General features: G+C 59.8%; 21 protein-coding genes and 2 tRNA genes. 12 read left to right on the top strand and 11 right to left on the bottom strand.

The window, feature by feature from the left end:
- The first annotated feature begins 60 nt into the window (after positions 1-60).
- A complete protein-coding gene (locus ACJ8J5_RS10395) occupies positions 61-564 on the top strand; it encodes a DedA family protein (RefSeq protein WP_173889920.1) in 504 nt (167 codons plus the stop codon).
- A gap of 220 nt (positions 565-784) precedes the next feature.
- On the opposite strand, the gene ACJ8J5_RS10390 is transcribed toward ACJ8J5_RS10395, so the two are convergent.
- Positions 785-860, bottom strand: a tRNA-Lys gene (locus ACJ8J5_RS10390).
- A 349-nt stretch (positions 861-1,209) separates the two neighbouring features.
- Between ACJ8J5_RS10390 and cycA the strand changes: the two genes are divergently transcribed.
- A complete protein-coding gene (gene cycA, locus ACJ8J5_RS10385) occupies positions 1,210-2,610 on the top strand; it encodes a D-serine/D-alanine/glycine transporter (RefSeq protein ID WP_043141829.1) in 1,401 nt (466 codons plus the stop codon).
- Positions 2,611-2,658: 48 nt separating this feature from the next.
- Here the strand turns inward: cycA and ACJ8J5_RS10380 are convergent, their stop codons facing one another.
- Positions 2,659-3,582, bottom strand: coding sequence for a DMT family transporter (locus ACJ8J5_RS10380; RefSeq protein WP_049204275.1), 924 nt, complete (start codon positions 3,580-3,582; stop codon positions 2,659-2,661).
- Positions 3,583-3,649: 67 nt separating this feature from the next.
- On the opposite strand from ACJ8J5_RS10380, the gene ACJ8J5_RS10375 reads away from it, so the two are divergent.
- Positions 3,650-4,225: a helix-turn-helix domain-containing protein gene (locus tag ACJ8J5_RS10375; RefSeq protein ID WP_350430459.1), complete on the top strand. Its 576-nt coding sequence runs from the start codon at positions 3,650-3,652 to the stop codon at positions 4,223-4,225.
- A 117-nt stretch (positions 4,226-4,342) separates the two neighbouring features.
- The gene (locus ACJ8J5_RS10370) at positions 4,343-4,816 is read left to right on the top strand and encodes a helix-turn-helix domain-containing protein (protein ID WP_414104606.1); all 474 of its coding nucleotides are present in this window, start codon (positions 4,343-4,345) and stop codon (positions 4,814-4,816) included.
- Here the strand turns inward: ACJ8J5_RS10370 and ACJ8J5_RS10365 are convergent.
- Complete coding sequence (locus ACJ8J5_RS10365) at positions 4,800-5,723, bottom strand: LysR family transcriptional regulator (protein WP_414104605.1); 924 nt, start codon at positions 5,721-5,723, stop codon at positions 4,800-4,802. The genes ACJ8J5_RS10370 and ACJ8J5_RS10365 overlap by 17 nt on opposite strands.
- A gap of 68 nt (positions 5,724-5,791) precedes the next feature.
- Between ACJ8J5_RS10365 and ACJ8J5_RS10360 the strand changes: the two genes are divergently transcribed.
- The 4 genes from ACJ8J5_RS10360 to ACJ8J5_RS10345 all read left to right on the top strand — a co-directional run bounded on the left by ACJ8J5_RS10360 (position 5,792) and on the right by ACJ8J5_RS10345 (position 8,630).
- Positions 5,792-6,409, top strand: a complete 618-nt coding sequence (locus ACJ8J5_RS10360) for a LysE family translocator (RefSeq protein ID WP_414104604.1) — start codon at positions 5,792-5,794, stop codon at positions 6,407-6,409.
- Positions 6,410-6,487: 78 nt separating this feature from the next.
- Positions 6,488-7,087 (top strand): NAD(P)H:quinone oxidoreductase, encoded by a 600-nt coding sequence (gene wrbA, locus ACJ8J5_RS10355; RefSeq protein ID WP_141969672.1) that lies wholly within the window; start codon positions 6,488-6,490, stop codon positions 7,085-7,087.
- A gap of 236 nt (positions 7,088-7,323) precedes the next feature.
- Complete coding sequence (locus ACJ8J5_RS10350) at positions 7,324-7,638, top strand: hypothetical protein (protein ID WP_016928271.1); 315 nt, start codon at positions 7,324-7,326, stop codon at positions 7,636-7,638.
- 191 nt (positions 7,639-7,829) lie between these two features.
- The gene (locus ACJ8J5_RS10345) at positions 7,830-8,630 is read left to right on the top strand and encodes a DNA/RNA non-specific endonuclease (protein ID WP_015377376.1); all 801 of its coding nucleotides are present in this window, start codon (positions 7,830-7,832) and stop codon (positions 8,628-8,630) included.
- A gap of 49 nt (positions 8,631-8,679) precedes the next feature.
- On the opposite strand, the gene ACJ8J5_RS10340 is transcribed toward ACJ8J5_RS10345, so the two are convergent.
- The 3 genes from ACJ8J5_RS10340 to ACJ8J5_RS10330 are packed head-to-tail and all read right to left on the bottom strand — an operon-like array spanning position 8,680 to position 13,281.
- Positions 8,680-11,760: a MexW/MexI family multidrug efflux RND transporter permease subunit gene (locus ACJ8J5_RS10340; RefSeq protein WP_414104603.1), complete on the bottom strand. Its 3,081-nt coding sequence runs from the start codon at positions 11,758-11,760 to the stop codon at positions 8,680-8,682.
- Positions 11,761-11,770: 10 nt separating this feature from the next.
- Positions 11,771-12,856 (bottom strand): efflux RND transporter periplasmic adaptor subunit, encoded by a 1,086-nt coding sequence (locus tag ACJ8J5_RS10335; protein ID WP_197781485.1) that lies wholly within the window; start codon positions 12,854-12,856, stop codon positions 11,771-11,773.
- Positions 12,853-13,281, bottom strand: coding sequence for a DoxX family protein (locus ACJ8J5_RS10330; protein ID WP_060432839.1), 429 nt, complete (start codon positions 13,279-13,281; stop codon positions 12,853-12,855). Before ACJ8J5_RS10330 ends, ACJ8J5_RS10335 begins: the two co-directional genes overlap by 4 nt.
- Before the next feature lie 144 nt (positions 13,282-13,425).
- Here ACJ8J5_RS10330 and soxR point away from each other — a divergent pair, with 144 nt between their 5' ends.
- Entirely contained in the window at positions 13,426-13,896 is a 471-nt protein-coding gene (gene soxR, locus ACJ8J5_RS10325) for a redox-sensitive transcriptional activator SoxR (RefSeq protein ID WP_060432838.1), read from the top strand.
- Between the two features lie 7 nt (positions 13,897-13,903).
- Here the strand turns inward: soxR and ACJ8J5_RS10320 are convergent, their stop codons facing one another.
- Positions 13,904-14,998 carry a LysR family transcriptional regulator gene (locus tag ACJ8J5_RS10320; protein ID WP_197769773.1) on the bottom strand — a complete coding sequence of 365 codons (1,095 nt, stop codon included), beginning with the start codon at positions 14,996-14,998 and terminating at the stop codon, positions 13,904-13,906.
- On the opposite strand from ACJ8J5_RS10320, the gene ACJ8J5_RS10315 reads away from it, so the two are divergent.
- Positions 14,985-15,245: a DUF1471 domain-containing protein gene (locus ACJ8J5_RS10315; RefSeq protein ID WP_173889796.1), complete on the top strand. Its 261-nt coding sequence runs from the start codon at positions 14,985-14,987 to the stop codon at positions 15,243-15,245. The genes ACJ8J5_RS10320 and ACJ8J5_RS10315 overlap by 14 nt on opposite strands.
- A 157-nt stretch (positions 15,246-15,402) precedes the next feature.
- Here ACJ8J5_RS10315 and ACJ8J5_RS10310 read toward each other — a convergent pair whose 3' ends face one another.
- The 3 genes from ACJ8J5_RS10310 to ACJ8J5_RS10300 form a co-directional block, all read right to left on the bottom strand.
- The gene (locus ACJ8J5_RS10310) at positions 15,403-15,795 is read right to left on the bottom strand and encodes a hypothetical protein (RefSeq protein ID WP_254599096.1); all 393 of its coding nucleotides are present in this window, start codon (positions 15,793-15,795) and stop codon (positions 15,403-15,405) included.
- 27 nt (positions 15,796-15,822) lie between these two features.
- Complete coding sequence (locus tag ACJ8J5_RS10305; protein WP_016928277.1) at positions 15,823-16,038, bottom strand: hypothetical protein; 216 nt, start codon at positions 16,036-16,038, stop codon at positions 15,823-15,825.
- Between the two features lie 216 nt (positions 16,039-16,254).
- A tRNA-Ser gene (locus ACJ8J5_RS10300) sits at positions 16,255-16,342 on the bottom strand.
- Positions 16,343-16,570: 228 nt separating this feature from the next.
- On the opposite strand from ACJ8J5_RS10300, the gene yccA reads away from it, so the two are divergent.
- Together yccA and tusE are read left to right on the top strand one after the other, a co-directional pair.
- A complete protein-coding gene (gene yccA, locus ACJ8J5_RS10295) occupies positions 16,571-17,230 on the top strand; it encodes an FtsH protease modulator YccA (protein ID WP_004928091.1) in 660 nt (219 codons plus the stop codon).
- 111 nt (positions 17,231-17,341) lie between these two features.
- Entirely contained in the window at positions 17,342-17,671 is a 330-nt protein-coding gene (gene tusE / locus ACJ8J5_RS10290; protein ID WP_004928095.1) for a sulfurtransferase TusE, read from the top strand.
- 34 nt (positions 17,672-17,705) lie between these two features.
- On the opposite strand, the gene yccX is transcribed toward tusE, so the two are convergent.
- A complete protein-coding gene (gene yccX, locus ACJ8J5_RS10285; protein ID WP_025302318.1) occupies positions 17,706-17,984 on the bottom strand; it encodes an acylphosphatase in 279 nt (92 codons plus the stop codon).
- Positions 17,985-18,069 lie beyond the last annotated feature (85 nt).

Below are 18,069 nucleotides of genomic sequence, written 5' to 3'. Positions count from 1 at the left end.
GCCATTATTGAACCTGCGGATGGGACACTGGCACTCAGCCCTCTCCCCCGCAGGTATGAAATGGATGAATTGACGCACATTATCGCTAAATACAGCCCGGAACCGGAGATGTTGCTGCTGCTGATTTGCCTGTTCGCGCTGGGAAAATCCGTGATCGTGGTGTCTTCCGCCTTGCCGCCCGCCTCGGTGACGCTGCTGGTAGGCATCCTTGCAGGCAAACACACGCTGCCCCTCGGTGCCGTTTGGGCGGCCATCGCCCTCGGCGCCACGTTGGGATCGATCTTGTCGTTCCACGGCGGCGCGCTGCTGTGCCGCCACGATCTTGGCCGCCGGCTGCCGGCACGCTTTCACACTCCGCTGCACAAAGCGCAACGTTCCTTGCAAAAGCGCGGGCTACCGCTGCTGTTCGCCTCGCGTTTCCTGGCGGTGATGCGCTACACCGTGCCGCTGATGGCCGGCATGCTGCAACTGCCGGCGAGGCACGTCTATGCCACCGCCGCGCTTTCAGCCGCCGTTTGGGCACTCCTCTTGATGTCGGCCGCGCATTTATTCCCCGCTTCTTGACCTGAAAGATTCTTGGGCAAATACCCCATCCCTGCGCCGACGTTGCGCCAGCGCACAGCCTCCCTTGCCGTATAAAGTACGGTGCAACATCGCAGTTTGCGCCAGATCACCTTTCTGAACATCAGTCGAAAAATGCGAATTTTTTTGCAGAATGCGCGCTTAAAACGGCGCCATGAGGGAAAAAACAGAGAAAAGTCTGTGCGTAACACGCTGATTTGGTTGGTGGGTCGTACAGGGTTCGAACCTGTGACCAATTGATTAAGAGTCAACTGCTCTACCGACTGAGCTAACGACCCAACGCGATAAATTGTCCTCCTCGCCAGTGCCGCTGTCAAACGCTTCCACTCATTACTTTTTCTCATGCGATTTTTACAACTCTTTGTTTAATCAACGAGATAAGCCGCATAAGGTCTGTTAATCCCACCTTTTGAAGAGTAATCTTCCGCTCCCTGAACGTCCGATTTGCCTCCTCCGTGTAAAGATTGATCGACTTTTATCCCACGTATAAATGTTGTAAACATGTTGCACAAAGGTGGCGTTATTGCACTACCTTACTAAAGCCGGACCAACCGGATAAATGTATAAAAAAGAGCCACTTCAGAGCTCACGACTTCACTAATGACAGGTAAAACAGGACATCATCAGATGGTAGATCACTCTAAAATAGCGACTGACGCGACGCCCGCTTCAGAAGATCATCTACGGCGAAACCTTACTAACCGACATATTCAACTGATCGCCATCGGCGGCGCCATCGGCACCGGTCTGTTTATGGGCTCCGGTAAAACCATCAGCCTGGCCGGCCCTTCGATCATCTTCGTGTACATGATCATCGGCTTTATGCTGTTCTTCGTGATGCGCGCCATGGGTGAGCTGCTGCTGTCTAACCTGGAATACAAATCGTTCAGCGATTTCGCCGCGGATCTGCTCGGCCCGTGGGCGGGTTTCTTCACCGGCTGGACCTACTGGTTCTGCTGGGTGGTCACCGGCATCGCCGACGTTGTGGCGATCACCGCCTACGCCCAGTTCTGGTTCCCCGGACTGTCACAGTGGATTGCTTCACTGCTGTGCGTGCTGTTGCTGCTCGGCCTTAATCTGGCGACGGTGAAAATGTTCGGCGAAATGGAGTTTTGGTTTGCGATGATCAAAATCGTCGCCATCGTCGGGCTGATCGTCGCCGGGCTGGTGATGATCGCCATGCAGTTCCAATCGCCGACCGGCACCGTGGCCTCATTCACCCATCTGTGGAATGACGGCGGCATGTTCCCGAAAGGCATCAGCGGTTTCTTCGCCGGCTTCCAGATCGCAGTATTCGCCTTCGTCGGCATTGAGCTGGTGGGCACTACCGCCGCGGAAACCAAGGATCCGGAGAAGTCATTGCCGCGCGCCATCAACTCGATTCCGATCCGCATCATCATGTTCTACGTGTTCGCCCTGATCGTCATCATGTCGGTGACGCCGTGGAACTCCGTGGTGCCGGACAAGAGCCCGTTCGTTGAACTGTTCGTGCTGATTGGCCTGCCGGCCGCGGCCAGCGTGATTAACTTCGTGGTGCTAACCTCCGCCGCCTCCTCCGCCAACAGTGGGGTATTCTCCACCAGCCGCATGCTGTTCGGGCTGGCGCAGGAAGGCGACGCGCCGAAATCGTTCGCCAACCTGTCCAAGCGCGCGGTGCCGGCCAACGGCCTCACCTTCTCCTGCATCTGCCTGCTGGGCGGCGTGGTGCTGATTTACCTGATCCCGAACGTGATGACGGTCTTCACCCTGGTGACCACCGTATCGGCGATTCTGTTCATGTTCGTCTGGACCATCATCCTGTGCTCGTATCTGGTTTACCGCAAACAGCGCCCGGCGCTGCACCAGAAATCGATCTACAAGATGCCTGCCGGCAAGCTGATGTGCTGGGTATGCATGGCGTTCTTCGTGTTCGTGCTGGTGCTGCTGTCGCTGCGCGAAGACACCCGCCAGGCACTGATCGTCACCCCGCTGTGGTTCATCGTGCTCGGCCTGTCTTACGTGTTCCTGCGCAAGAAGAAAACCGCGTGATGCAAAAAGGGGCGGATCTCTCCGCCCCTTTCTTTCTACGCCTCTGCGCTAATCCGCTTCCGTCGCCACCGCTGCTTTCCCCTTGCGCCGTATGCGCAGCTCGCTGACTACCACCCCAATCACGATCAACGCGCCCCCCAACAACGCCACGCCCGGTAAACGTTCACCGGCGAGCCGCCCGACAATGCCCGCCCAGACCGGTTCGCCGGCGTAAATCACCGTGGCCCGCGTCGGCGAAACGCTGCGCTGCGCCCAGTTCATAGTCAGCTGAATCAAGGCGCTGGCCAGCCCCAGCCCAATGGCGCTGTACAGCAGGTAATCCGAATACGGCGGCGGCGACTCGCCGGTCGGCACCATCATCAAAAACGAGGCCAGCGAGGCGGTCGCCAGCTGCACAATGGTCACCCGGCGGATATTGACCTTACCGGCGAAGGCGCCGATCAGGATGATCTCTGCCGCCATGCCCAGCGTGCCAGCCAGCGTCAGCATTTCGCCAAGGCTCAGCGTCATGTCCGTGCTGCTCGGTGCCGCCAGCAGCATCAGGCCGGTAAAGGCCAGCAGAATACCGATCCACGACATGATGCCGGGGAACCGCCCCAGTACCAGCCATTGCAATAGCGGCACGATCGGCACGTACATGGCGGTGATGAACGCCGATTGGCTGCTGGTAATCGTCTGCAGACCGACGGTTTGCATGCTGTAGCCAAACATGATCGCCAGCCCGATCAGTACGCCCGCCTTCAGTTCATACAGGGTCAGGCCGCGCAGAACGCGCAGCGAAAACAGCGTCAACGCCAGCGTGGCGGTGGCGAAACGCAGACCGACGAAAAAGAACGGCCCGCTGACTTGCATCGCGTGATGCACCGCCAAAAAGGTGCCGCCCCAGATCATGGTGATGAAAATCAACACCGCTTCCGGCAACCTGATTTGCGGAACCACGGCGGAAATAAAGGATTTTTTTGCTGCTGACACCGGCTTGCCCTTCCTGCTGAGTGCAATATAATGCACAGATCCTGCCAGTATGAGATAAAGTCCGGCGATGAGCAATACGGCGCATAACGCGAAAACCGATCCCCCCAAGGTGCTGCAGTACCTGAGCAGCAATCTGCGCGGCTACCGCCAACAGGCGGGCCTGAGCCAGATGGCGCTGGCCGAACTTTCCGGCGTCAGCCGCCGCATGCTGGCGGGCATCGAGGCCGGCGATCGCAACGTCAGCCTGGCGGTGCTCGACAAGATCGCCGCTGCCCTGAAGATTTCGTTCACCGATCTGATCCAGGCGCCGGAAGCGCGCGGCAACCATCTGGTGGGGGAACTGGCCTGGCAAGGCGCGCAACCGGGCAGCCAGGCGCTGTTCGCCGCCAGCGTGCCGGCGCGCCAACGGGCCGAGCTGTGGGAATGGACGCTGATGCCGGGCGAGCGCTATGACTCGGCGCCGGACGCGGAAGGCTGGAATGAAATGATCTACGTGATTGCCGGTACCCTGACGCTGGAGTTGGAACAAGGCACGCTGACGCTCAGCGCGGGCGCCGCACAAACCTTCAACAGCGATCAACGCTACGCCTACGCCAACCACGGCGATCTCCCGCTGCGCTTTATCCGCAACGTCGCCTTCTGACTGCTCGCCAGCCCGCGCCGGCGGCGGGTGTCGTGTCGCTGTCGTGCCGCTGTCGTGGCGCAGCTACCCCGCCCGCCCTACACTGAATGACAGTGACAGCGAACTCAGGGGTGCACCATGCAAAAGTATCGCATCAGGCCATTACGTCTGGAAAAAGGCTGGTCGCAGGAGCAGTTGGCGACCATCGCCGGCCTCAGCACCCGCACCGTACAGCGGATTGAAAACGGCGAACAGGCCAGCCTGGAAACCTTGACCGCGATCGCCGCCGCGCTGGGCGTGCAGGTCAGCGATCTCAACGCACAGCCGCAACAGACGACAATGGGGGAGGAGACGCCTGACGAACAACGTCTTCGTCGCCAGGTCGCGGCAGAAGGCAAACTGCTGAGCATAGCGGTGCGTTTCGCCGTCATCGGTGCGATATTGCTCGCTGTCAACGTCTTTACCCATCCGCACTATCTCTGGTCGCTGTGGGCGATCGGCGGCATGAGCCTCGCGCTGGTCATGCGGGCGGTGCGCACTCTGCTGCTTCGTAACGTCTTCAGCCGCTGGCAGGAACAGCGGCTGGCGCAAAAACTCAGGCGTCTGCCGTGAGCCTCAACCACTCGGCCAGCCGAGCCAGCGCGCTGCCGGGCACGATCGGCTGCGGCGACAGCAGGTAATAGCCGCTGCCGTCGGGTATAAAACCGAACGGCGCGCTCAACAAGCCGGCGGCCAGATCGTCTCGCACTTGCAGCCACGGGCCCATCGCAATGCCAAGACCGGCGACCGCCGCCTGCAGGCTGAAATAGAAATGATCAAAGCGCTGCTCTGGATGCCCCACCAAGGCCATCCCCTGTTGCTGCGCCCAATGCCACCAGGCATCCGGCCGGGTGGCGGCATGCAGCAGCTTCGCGCCGGGCCGCAAACTCAGCAGGCTGCCCTCAGCGGTCGTCATCCTTGCCAATGCCCCGGGTTGGCACACCGGCCCAACCTTTTCACTGAACAGCGCCAGGCTATGCACCTGCTTTCCCCAATCGAAGTCATTGCGCCTGATCGCCGCCGTAATGCCGTCATGGAACGAAAACGGCCCGCCACCGGCCACCAGTTGTAAGTTGATGTCCGGGTGCGCCTGCTGAAAAGCCGGCAGACGTGGGATCAGCCAACGCATCAATAAGGTCGGTTCACAGGACAAGACCAGCGGCGCGTCGAGCGCCTGCTGACGCAGTTCCAGCGCGGTATGATCCAGAATGCCGAAGGCCTGCTGCGTCGCCTGAAACAGCTTGCGCCCCGCCGCCGTGAGCAGTACCCGCCGATGGCGGCGCTCAAACAACGCCACGCCCAGTTCCTCTTCCAGCGCCCGCACCGCCCGGCTGACGGCGCCATGCGTCAAATTCAGCCCCTGCGCCGCCTGCGTAAAACTTTCCAGCCGCGCGGCGGCCTCGAAGCAGCGCAGTCCGCCCAACGGCAACGGCCTGCCGGTTTTGCGTGAGTTTTTCTCACCGATATTGTCACTATTCATCGTTTGTCACCGAGAAAAATTACTCTTATAAATCAGTCACTCTATTGTTAAACATCGCAAGGATAACTATGACTGAACTCATCGCTGTCGTCACCATTACTTTACTCGCCGTGATAAGCCCAGGGCCGGACTTCGCCATGGTCTCGCGCAACAGTCTGCTGCTCTCACGCCGCGCCGGCATATTGACCGCCTGTGGCATCGGCGCCGGCGTACTGGTTCATGTCAGCTATACGCTGATTGGCGTCGGCGTGTTGATTCAACAATCGCCCTGGTTGTTTAACCTGCTCAAAGGCATCGGCGCCGCTTATCTGATCTATCTCGGCTTTACGCTGCTGCGCAACGCGGCGCATCAGGATGCCACGCCCAGCACCGCGTCGGCCGCCATCAGCGATTTCGGCGCGCTGAAAACCGGCTTTTTCACCAACGCGTTAAACCCGAAAACCACCATTTTCATCGTCAGCCTATTCATGCAGGTCGTCTCTCCACACACCCCGCTCGGTGTACAAATTGGCTATGGCCTCTTTATTGCCGCCGTCCATGTGTTCTGGTTCGCTGCCGTTGCGCTGCTGTTTTCCGCGCCTGGCGTCAATGCGCGCTTTTTGCGCTTGCGCCGCGGCATCGACCGCACCTTTGGCGGGTTGCTGATCGCCTTTGGCACCTTGCTGGCGATCGCCGGCATCAGGTAACGCCGCGACGCCAAGTTCGTCATTCGCTTCTATGCTTATCAAGGGTTTTTGTGAATCATCTGAGCGGGAGTACGGAACATGACGAAAGTGTTGGTGCTTTATTACTCAATGTACGGCCATATCGAACACCTGGCGCAGGCGGTGGCCGAAGGCGCGAATCGGGTTAACGGCGTGGACGTGACGATTAAACGCGTGCCGGAAACCATGACGCCGGAAGCCTTCGCCAAAGCCGGAGGCAAACAACATCAGCAGGCGCCGGTCGCCAGCCCGCAGGAACTGGCGGACTATGACGGCATTATCTTCGGCACACCGACCCGCTTCGGCAATATGGCCGGGCAGATGCGCACCTTCCTCGATCAGACCGGCGGCCTGTGGGCTTCCGGCGCGTTGTACGGCAAGGTTGGCAGCGTCTTCTCCTCCACCGGCACCGGCGGCGGACAGGAACATACCATCAGCTCGACCTGGACTACGCTGGCGCACCACGGTTTCATTATCGTGCCGATCGGCTATGCCACGCAGGAACTGTTTGACGTTTCGCAGGTGCGCGGCGGCACCCCATATGGCGCCACCACCATCGCCGGCGCCGACGGCTCGCGGCAGCCGAGTAACGAAGAGCTGACCATTGCCCGCTACCAGGGCGAACACGTGGCAAAAATCACCGCCAAGCTGAAAAGTTAAGCACCCTCCAGCCCCCGTGATTCAAAGGGCCGCGCATTCGCACGGCCCCATCTTGTTGCCAACCCGCCGCAAGGTTAGAATGCCCCTCCCCCGGCCATTCAGCGTCTGAAGGCCAGGCCCGAATTCGTTCTGCCCGTCGCTCATCCGCTTTCAGCCCGAGGACGGGCGTTCTGTTTTTTGCGCACAGCGAAGGGAATAAGTCAGTGTCTAAAGATTTTGATGAACTAATAAGAGACATGGATCTTATTATTGAAAATGTAGACAGCTTCAAGGCTCTGGCTCCGCGCGCGCCCGAGCCGGCTCCGGCCCCGCCGCCGCCGGTTCATCACTACGACTCGTTCTGCGAAAACATCGCGCTAAAAGTCGTCTTGAAGGTGCTGCTGTCTTCGGTGGACAAGATAGTCAAAGTACAGATCGCCAACAAGGTCGAGCAGGAAATCGCGCAGATCGAACAGCAGGTGGTGCGCGCCGGCGGCGGCCCGGTATCACCGGACGATCTGGCGCAGATGACGCATTACGTTCGCCGCACGGTCAACGACCTGCTGGAGTAATCCTCCCCCCTTTGAAACGGCGTCTGTTGGACGCCGTTTTCATTTCTGCCGCATTTCACGTGCGGCTTGGCTGTACCATGACTGACACATTCACAACATGAATATGTTGCATTGTTGTATTCGTTTCACTGCGATAAGTTTATTTTACTGTAAATATATACAGTGTTTTTTAACTTATTGAGGATATGAATATGCGCTTTAACAACAAGATGTTGGCCCTGGCCGCCCTGCTGTTCGCCGCTCAGGCGTCGGCCGACACGCTCGAATCCATCGACAACTGCGCGGTCGGCTGCCCGACCGGTGGCAGCAGCAACGTGTCTATCGTGCGTCATGCTTATACGTTGAACAACAACAGCACCACCAAGTTCGCCAACTGGGTGGCCTATCACATCACCAAAGACACACCGGCCAGCGGCAAGACGCGCAACTGGAAAACCGATCCGGCGCTCAACCCGGCGGACACGTTAGCGCCCGCCGATTACACCGGCGCCAATGCGGCGCTGAAGGTCGATCGCGGTCATCAGGCGCCGCTGGCTTCGCTGGCGGGCGTTTCCGACTGGGAATCGCTGAACTACCTGTCCAACATCACGCCGCAAAAGTCCGATCTTAACCAGGGCGCCTGGGCGCGGCTGGAAGATCAGGAACGCAAGCTGATCGATCGCGCCGATATCTCCTCGGTCTATACCGTGACCGGGCCGCTGTATGAACGCGATATGGGCAAACTGCCGGGCACCCAGAAAGCGCATACCATCCCCAGCGCCTACTGGAAGGTGATTTTCATCAACAACAGCCCGGCGGTGAACCACTATGCCGCCTTCCTGTTCGATCAGAACACGCCGAAGGGCGCCGATTTCTGTCAATTCCGCGTGACGGTGGACGAGATCGAGAAACGCACCGGCCTGATCATCTGGGCCGGTCTGCCGGACGACGTGCAGGCTTCGCTGAAGAGCAAGCCCGGCGTCCTGCCGGAGTTGATGGGCTGCAAAAACTGACGAAAAAACCCGCCGAGGCGGGTTTATTTTTCATACGGGCGCCGGCGGTTTATTCCGTCAGCGCCTTTTGCGCGGCGGCCAACTCACGCTGCCGGGGCGACGCCACCGCATGATCGCGCGCCAACAGCGTGTACACCGTCGGCAGCACGAACAGAGTAAACAGCGTGCCCACCAACATGCCGGACACGATCACCAGCCCCAGCCCGAAGCGGCTGGCGGCACCGGCGCCGCTGGCGAACAGCAGCGGGATCAAGCCGAACACCATCGCCCCGGTGGTCATCAGCACCGGCCGCAGGCGAATTTGCGCCGCCTGCAAAATCGCGGCGCGCCGCGTCAGCCCCTGATGCATCTGCAGTTCGTTGGCGAACTCCACCATCAAAATACCGTGCTTGCTAATCAGCCCGATCAGGGTCACCAGCCCGACCTGGGTATAGATATTCATCGTGGCGTAACCCAACGCCAGCGGCAGCAAGGCGCCGCAGATCGACAGCGGCACGGTGATGAGGATGATCAGCGGATCTTTCAGGCTCTCGTACTGCGCCGCCAGTACCAGGTAAATGATCACCAACGCCGCCAGGAACGCGAACGCCAGCGCGCTGCCTTCCTGGGTATATTGGCGCGAATCCCCCTGCCAGTCATGGCTAAAGTCGGCCGGCAACGCATTCGCCTGCCGTTCGAGGAAGGCCACCGCTTCGCCCATCGAAACGCCGGGGGCGGGAATGGCCTGCAGGGTGGCGGCGTTCTGCTGGTTAAACTGAGTCAGCTTGTTCGGTTCGACCTTAACGGCCACCGATACTACGGTGGAGAGCGGCACCAGCGTATTGTCCTGGGTGCGGACGTACTGCCGCGCCAGCGCCTGCGGCGTCAGCCGCTGTTCGCGCAGACTTTGCGGGATGACGTCATAGGCGCGCCCGTCCATGCCGAAGCGATTGAGGTAGTTCTCCCCCACCAGCACCGCCAGCGATTCGCCGATGTCGCTCATGCGGATCCCCAGACTGTTGGCCTTGGCGCGGTCGATATGCACCTCCGCCAGCGGGTTGTTGTAGTCCAGATCGCTGTCCACCACCATAAACAGGCCGCTGTTTCTGGCGTTCTGCTTCACCTCTTCCAGGGTGCGGTACAGCTGCGGGTAGTCCTGCGGCGTACGCAGCACCATCTGCACCGGTAGCCCTCCGGTGGAACCCGGCAACGCGGGCAGTTGGAAGGCGAAAATGCTGGTGCCTTCGACGTCGTTCACCGCCCGTTGCAGATCGGCCTGCACCGCCGACGCCGAACGCTGGCGCGCCTGCCACAGCGTCAGGTTGATGCCGCCAATGCCGGACGCCGTGCCGTCGCTGCCGTTGATGATCCAGCGGCTTTCGGTTTCCGGCATGCGGTTGTAGACCTCATCCAGCTTGTAAGCAAAGCGTTCGACATAGTTCAGGTTGGCGTGCTGCGGCGCCTTGATGGCGGTCAGTACGATGGCCTGATCCTCGGTCGGCGCCAGCTCGCGCTGCGGCATCAGGTACAACAGCGGCAGGCTGATCATCACCAACAGCGCCAGCGTCCCAGTCAACCAACGGTGGTGCAGCGAGAAGTCCAGCGCGCGCGCATAACGCCGCGTCAGGCCGCCGAAGAACCACTCGGCGGCGTGCGCCACGCGCCCTTCGCTCTGTTTGGCCGGCAGCAGGAGCGAGCTCATCACCGGCGACAGCGTCAGCGCCACCACGCCGGACACCACCACCGCCCCGGCCAGCGTCAGCGCGAACTCGCGAAACAGCGCGCCGGTCAGCCCGCCCATCAGGCCGATCGGCGCATAGACCGCCGCCAGCGTCAGCGTCATGGCGATCACCGGCCCCGCCACCTCGCGTGCGCCGATCATCGCCGCCGCCAGCGGCGTTTTCCCCTCTTCGATATGGCGATGTACGTTCTCCACCACCACAATGGCGTCGTCCACCACCAAACCGATCGCCAGAACCATCGCCAGCAGCGTCAGCAAATTGACGCTGAAGCCGAAGGCCAGCATCAGCCCTGCAGCGCCAAGGATCGACAGAGGAATGGTCACCACCGGGATCAACACGGTGCGCAGCGACCCCAGACACAGATAGATCACCGCCACCACGATCGCCAGCGCTTCGAGCAGGGTATGCACCACTTCATCGATCGAGGCCTGAATAAAGCGCGCGGTCTCGAACGCCAGCGCCATCTTCACGCCCGGCGGCTGCATCTTGTCGATCGCCGGCATCAGGTGACGAATACCGTCGACGATCACCAGCGGGTTGCCGGTCGGCGTAGGGAAGACGCCGAGGAACACCGCTGGTTCGCCATCCATCAGGGCACTGGTTTCGGTGGCCGCGGCGCCTAGCTCCACGGTGCCAACGTCTTTCAAGCGCACCAGGCCGTTGCCGTCGTTGCGCACCACCAGATTGCGGAACTCTTCCACGCTGGTGAGATCGGTATTTACCCGCACGTTGGCAACCACGTACTGCCCTTTTACCTTGCCCGGCGCCGCCTGGTAGTTGTTGCGCCGCACCGCGTCGGCCACGTCGGCGGCAGTCAGGCCGCGGCCGGCCAGCCGATCGCTGTCCAGCCACAGGCGCATCGCCATTTTTTGCCCGCCAAACACTTCCACCTTGGCGACGCCGTCGATGGTGGTGAACATCGGCTCCACCACCCGCGTCAGGTATTCGCTCAGCGCCGGTGTGGACAGCGTTTTACTGGAGAAACCGACATAGGCCACGGCAGTAGCTTCACCGGCGGACCGCTCAATCACCGGATCGTAAGCCTGCTCCGGCAGCTTGTAGCGCACCTGGTTGACCTTGGCCATCACTTCGGTCAGCGCCTGGGTGGAGTCGCGGTTCAGCGCCATACGCACCGTCACCACGCTGCGCCCCTGCACCGACGAGGAAGAAAGGTAGTCAACGCCCTCGACGGACGACACCGCCTGGGCGATTGGCTGCGTGACAAAGCCCTGCATCAGCTCGGACGACGCGCCGGGATAGTCGGTGCTGATGGTAATGGTAGAGTTTTCCAGCAGCGGGTATTGGCGGATCGGCAGTTTGCTGAGCGCCAGCGCGCCGAACAGCAGGATCAGGGTGCTGACCACCAGCGCCAGCACCGGCCGGCGCACGAACAGATCGGTAAATGTCATCGGTCTCTCCTCAGGAACCGGCCGGGGCGGCGTTCAGGGTATCCTGCGCCACCGGCTCGGCCGCCATGCCGTCGCTCAGCTTGAGCTGGCCCGAAGTCACCACCCGATCGCCTTCCTGCAGGCCGCTGACTATCTCGACGCGCCCGTCGTTGCGCTCCCCCACGGTGACCGAGGCGCGCTTGACCGTCATGCCCTTTTCACCCTGCTGCGCCAGAAACACGGTATCGCCGTACGCCGTATAGGTCAGCGCCGTTTCCGGCACCGTCAGCACCGCCACGCGTTGCCGCTGCGTGACGCGAATGCCCGCGTACATGCCCGCCTTCAGCAATCCCTCACTGTTGCTCAACGTCGCCTGTACCTGCACGGTGCGGGATTTGCCGATCATCGGGTCGATAGCGGTAATGGCGGCGGGGAAAGCGCGATCGGGATACGCCCCAACCTGCACCGACACCGCCTGCCCCAACGCCAGCCCGGCGCTGCTTTGTTCGTCCAGCGAGAAATTGACGCGCAGCGTCTCGGCGTCCACCAGATTCGCCACCGCCTCGGCGGCGTTGAGGTATTGCCCTACATGCACGCGGCGAATGCCGATGGTGCCGGAGAACGGCGCTCGGACCGCCTTTTGCGCAATTTTGGCCTGCGTTTCCTGCACCGCACCGAACGCCATATCCCGCTCGGCCAGCGCGTCGTCCAGCTGTTGCCGCGCGGTAGCGTTGAGGTTCATCAGCTTGCGCATGCGCGCCAGCAGGAGATCGGCATTGCGCAATTGCGCCTGCAGGCGCACCAGCTCAGCCTGCTCGACCGCATCGTTGAGCTGCACCAGCAGTTGCCCCTGCCGCACCGATTGGCCGGATTCGAACAGAATGCGCGTGATGCGGCCGCTGGTCTCTGCCGCCACTTCCACCTGGCTGGCCGCCTCCAGCTCGCCCACGCCGGCATAGCTGCGCGCCGCCTGCTCACGCAGGGCGGGCGCCAGCGCCACTTTAACCGGCGGATAGGCCGGCGCGCCTTCGCTTTGTCGCGCGGTGGAACGCATCGCAACGGCGGCGACGGCGAGTGCCGCCAGCAGCGCGGCAATAATGAGGTATCGTTTCATCATGACTCCTCGCAGACATCTGCCAGACGTTGGCGCAATCGGCTGGCGATGGCCGTCACCCACAGGCCGCCGATCACCGAGATGTGTTCCAGCGCGAAGTAGAGGGAAATTTGCATCCTGGGAGCGGACATATTCCAAAAGGTGTGTACGATCGCGATAGTCAGGATCAGGAATACCGACAGCATGCCGGCGCCCAGCCACACCCACCGGTTCAGCAGAATCAATACCGAACCTGTCAGCAGCACCGCCGCTGACGCCAGGTTGAACAGCCAGGCCGGATGCAAACCGGCAGCGCGCATTTCCGCCAGGCTCCCTTCGATGTCGAACAGCTTGGCGAGCCCCGACGAGATGAAAATCACCATCAAGCACAGGCGTGCGAGCAGCCAAAGCCAATAACTGTCCAGAGCGGTGTTGATAAAGCGTTGCATAACGATTTCTTCCTGATTTTACAGCCAAAGCCATCCTTTTCCCCGATAAGACGGGGGCAGGTCTCGAGAGATGCCGGTTGCCAAACCCGGCAGGCTGAACTATAAAACCTCAGGTTAACTTTAGGTCAAGTTAAGGAAGATAAAATGGCAAGAAATGAACCGATTGACGCCAATCGGCTATTGACCGTCGGGGAAGTGGCGAAACGCAGCGGCGTGGCGGTATCCGCGCTGCACTTCTACGAGAGTAAAGGGCTGATTCAGGCGACGCGCAACGCCGGTAACCAGCGCCGCTACACGCCGGTGGTGTTGCGCTATATCGCGGTGATCAAAATCGCGCAAAGCGCGGGCATTCCGCTGGAGGAGATCCGCGCCACGCTGGGGCGTTTTCCCACCGGCAGCAAGCTAACCGCCGAACAATGGGGGATTTTATCCTCCTCCTGGCGCAAAACGCTGGATGAACGCATACAGCGGCTGACGGTGCTGCGCGATCATCTCGACAGCTGTATCGGCTGCGGCTGCCTGTCCCTCGCCGACTGCCCGCTGCGCAACCCAAACGATATATTGGGCCAGCAAGGAGCCGGCGCGCATATTTTCGAACACCCGGATGGGCAGTGATAAGCAGCTAGGCAACCGGCATCGTTGAGAGGCGGCGATTGGCTTCGGCGAATACCGCGACGCTGTGATCGATAAACGCCCGCACCGGCGGCAACAAGCCTTTGCCACTGGTGAACACCAGATGAACAATGCTGTTCGGCGCACGCCACTGCGGCAGCAGGCGCAGCAGTTGACCCGTTCGCAATTCGTTGGCACACAAATGGATCGGCAAAAACGCTACGCCCATCCCGGCAATCGCCGCACTATGCAACGTGCTGTAATCCCCGCAACACAGCCGGGGTACATGTACGAAAGAACGTTTATTGCCTGCATTATCCTCGAATTCCCATCGTTCGCGATCCAGCCACTCTCCCATCGATAACGTCGGCAAGCTGGCCAGCTGTTCGAACGACTGCGGCAAGCCGCCGGCTTTCTCCACCAGCTGTGCGCCGGCGACCAAAATGCGTTGCCGCACGCCAAGATCGCGTTTAATCAATGATTGATCCTGGTCGAAATGACTCGTAATGCGAAACGCCACATCGATCTTTTCATTGATCAGATCCACATGGCGCTCATGGATCAACAGTTGTACGCGTACGTCCGGGTAACGCGTCATAAAATTCAACAGCAGATGGGAATTATAATACTGCATCAAACCGGGCGGTGAACTGATGCGCAGGCAGCCGCTCACTTCGTCCCGAGCACGGGCGACGATGGCCTCAGTCGCCTCCAACCGCTCGATAATCGCCTCACACTGCCGATACACATCGCGGCCAATATCCGTAACACGGAAACTGCGCGTCGAACGTTCGATTAATCGCGCACCGTAACTCGTCTCCAGGCGAGACACGCATTTGCTGAGTTTGGACTTGGCTTCGCCGCTCGCCCGCTCCGCTGCGGCGAAACCACCGTGTCGCACCACCAAAGCAAACAATTGAAGATCGTTCAAATCCTGCATGCCCCCCCCCTTATTGTTCCCATTTTGGAAACGATGCATTACGCTTTCAGGCACTACCGCGCTGGCACCTTGCTGCTTATCCTTTAGCATAACGAAACAAAAAGATTCAACCATAGCAAATGACAAGCGTATTGTGCTTGAGGAGAACATCATGAAGAACGTCATGTTGAAAACGATGCTGCTAGGCGCTTTTGTCTTTTCAGGTGCAACAGTCGCGGCAACGCAAATCAATAGTCAACAGGCGGACGCCCTGACGCCGCGCCAGGTGATTACCGTTAGCGGTGCCGCGAATCTGAGCGATGCGGAAAAGATGTTGGCAGACAAAACCGACAAGGCTGGTGCCCGTTATTACAAAATCATCGCGATCGTAGGTAATAACAAGCTGCACGCCAGCGCAATGACTTATCAATAACGAACCCTGGCAGCGGTAACTGCCGTTTTTTTGCACCACCCCATTCATCATGGATAAATAATGTTCAACGTGGCCGAAGTGTTGATTTCATCCTGCGTCACACCATCGCGCTGATAAGGGTAATAATAAGCGCCCAGGCCGATGATGAAGTAACTGTTCAGGCTGCCGCCGACGGTGACATGAAACAGTTAGGTGGCGCTGCCGCGATCGACATTGGAGGGCGACAACACCACCGGCGAACTCGACGCGTCGCGTTTGACCAGGCGTAACCCCCCTCTTGCGCGCCGCCCTCGTTGGCATTTGTCAGCGCGCTGGCTTCGGAGGCCAGCAGGTTATTGCTGGACAGAAACATCTCGACGGCGCGATCGGCAATGCCCTCCTGCCGCATATTCTGGCAGTTGATATTCAGCGAGAACGGCGTGTAACCGGGTTGGTGGTTATTCAGCCCCTGCGCCATGCGCATTTTAGGCAATCTGACCGTCAGGCCGGCGTTGCGGGGGGAGTAGAGAGGCAGCGAAGAAGCACAATGGGGCGCGCTCGTGGCAAACACGCCCCAGATACCGATTAGAAGCGAGGACTATTTTACCGACATATCCGTACGGACGATGCCATGGTTTTTCATCACCTCTTCCATGGTGAGGTTCTCGTCGTACGGCGTATCGTCCACCACGACGTCTTGCGGGCGCACATAAGGTTTGGTCGCACGCTTGAACATCCACCACCACACGAACACCAGGAAAGCGCCGGACTTCAGAAAGATCATGGTCCATAAGGCGACTTGATACCAGTTCATCTCTGTCTCCATAGAGCATTAAGCGAAAATAGATAAGGCGGCGTTGATTATCGCGCCGGTCACGCCTGACACGAGCAGCCGACCTTGATAAACGCATAATCTCACCGATGCGTGGCCCTTATCAATAGCCGATCGCGTTTCCTGGAAAGGCTTGCCGTTTTCTCCGCACGCAAAAGCAAAAAACCCCGTGCTCAGAGAGCACGAGGTCAGAATGTATGGCGGAGGAGCAGAGATTCGAACTCTGGAACGGTTTCCCGTCGACGGTTTTCAAGACCGTTGCCTTCAGCCACTCGGCCACCCCTCCGCAACGACGCGCACTATAAACAGACCTTATTCGCTTGTAAAGCCCGGGCGCGTTCAACCGCGCGAAAAATCAGCGAAGGCGCGGCAAACGGCGAACAAACACGCGTCCACATCCCCGCTGTTGCCGTAATGATAACTAAGGGTAAAGATTGGTAAACAAACTTTAATCAACCGCTTGCGCTGCCTATTATCGGGATTATTTTGTGATGGCTTGATAAGAGAGAGCATTATGGACCGCATTGTCGTCTCATCTTCTTCGCGCGACTCGCTGCTCAGCACGCATAAAGTCCTGCGTAACACCTATTTCCTGTTATCCCTGACCCTGGCCTTCTCAGCCCTGACCGCCACCGCCAGCACGATGCTGGGGCTGCCGGCGCCGGGCTTGCTGCTGATGCTGGTTGGCTTCTACGGCCTGATGTTCCTGACCCATAAACTGGCCAACAGCCCAGCGGGCATCTTGGCGGCGTTCGCGCTGACCGGTTTCATGGGATATGCCCTCGGCCCAATCCTCAGCTCGTTCCTGAACGCCGGCGCGGGCGACCTGATCATGCTGGCACTGGGCGGCACCGCAGCGGTGTTCTTCTGCTGCTCGGCGTATGTGCTGACCACCCGTAAAGACATGTCGTTCCTGTCTGGCATGATGATGGCCGGTTTTGTGGTGCTGCTGGTGGCGGTGATCGCCAACCTGTTCCTGCAGATCCCTGCCCTGCACCTGGCCATCAGCGCGCTGTTCATCCTGTTCTCCGCCGGCGCGATCCTGTGGGAAACCAGCAACATCATTCACGGCGGCGAGACCAACTACATTCGCGCCACCGTTAGCCTGTACGTGTCGCTCTACAACATGTTCATCAGCCTGTTGAGCATTCTGGGCTTCGCCCGCAGCAACTGATCCCATGTTACACCTGCCTTCCAGGCCCCGCTCCGGCGGGGCTTTGTTTTTTGCGGCTGAAAAAATTTGCTAAACTGGCGGCCGTTCCGAATTATCCGTTATCGAGGCAGTATGTTGGAGTTTGAAGGTCAGGTTATTGACACTGACGCGCAGGGCTATCTGAAAAACAGCGCCGACTGGCATGAAGGCCTGGCGCCGCTGCTGGCCGCGCAGGAAGAGATCGTGCTCACCGAAGCACACTGGGAAGTGGTGCGCTTCGTGCGCGACTTCTATCAGGAATTTAATACCTCACCGGCTATTCGCATGCTGGTCAAAGCGATGGCACAGAAATACGGCGAAGAAAAAGGCAACAGCCGCTATCTGTATCGCCTGTTCCCGAAAGGACCGGCCAAACAAGCCACCAAGATCGCCGGGTTGCCCAAACCGGTAAAATGCATCTGACCGCTCCGCCCGCAGCGCCGCTGCAGGCGAGCGTTTAATAGCGAATGCCGAACCCATCGTAGTCAGCCACGCCGTGTGGCTCCACCAGCACGCGTTCGACGCGCGCGCTGCGCGGGCCGCCCTGTTTCAGCCACTCCACCAGCCTATCCACCTGCGCCTGTGTGCCGCAGGCCACCACCTGGACACTGCCGTCATCAAGGTTACGCGCATAGCCGGCCACCCCCAACGCCTCGGCCTGCCGCTGAGTGGAATAGCGAAACCCCACCCCCTGCACCACGCCATACACATACGCAGCAATGCAAACTTGTGTCATAATCGCCCCCTTAATTAAGTTTTCGTTATGGCATTGCCGTGCCTTTGCACCGCCGTGTCACTCTTTCTATCCTAGCTGGCAGCAT

The organism is Serratia sp. CY43202 (assembly GCF_052168755.1).
In the GTDB taxonomy this organism is placed as follows: domain Bacteria; phylum Pseudomonadota; class Gammaproteobacteria; order Enterobacterales; family Enterobacteriaceae; genus Serratia; species Serratia bockelmannii.
The sequence above is the reverse complement of the archived record's forward strand: the minus strand, read 5'-3'. Positions and strand labels throughout refer to the sequence as shown.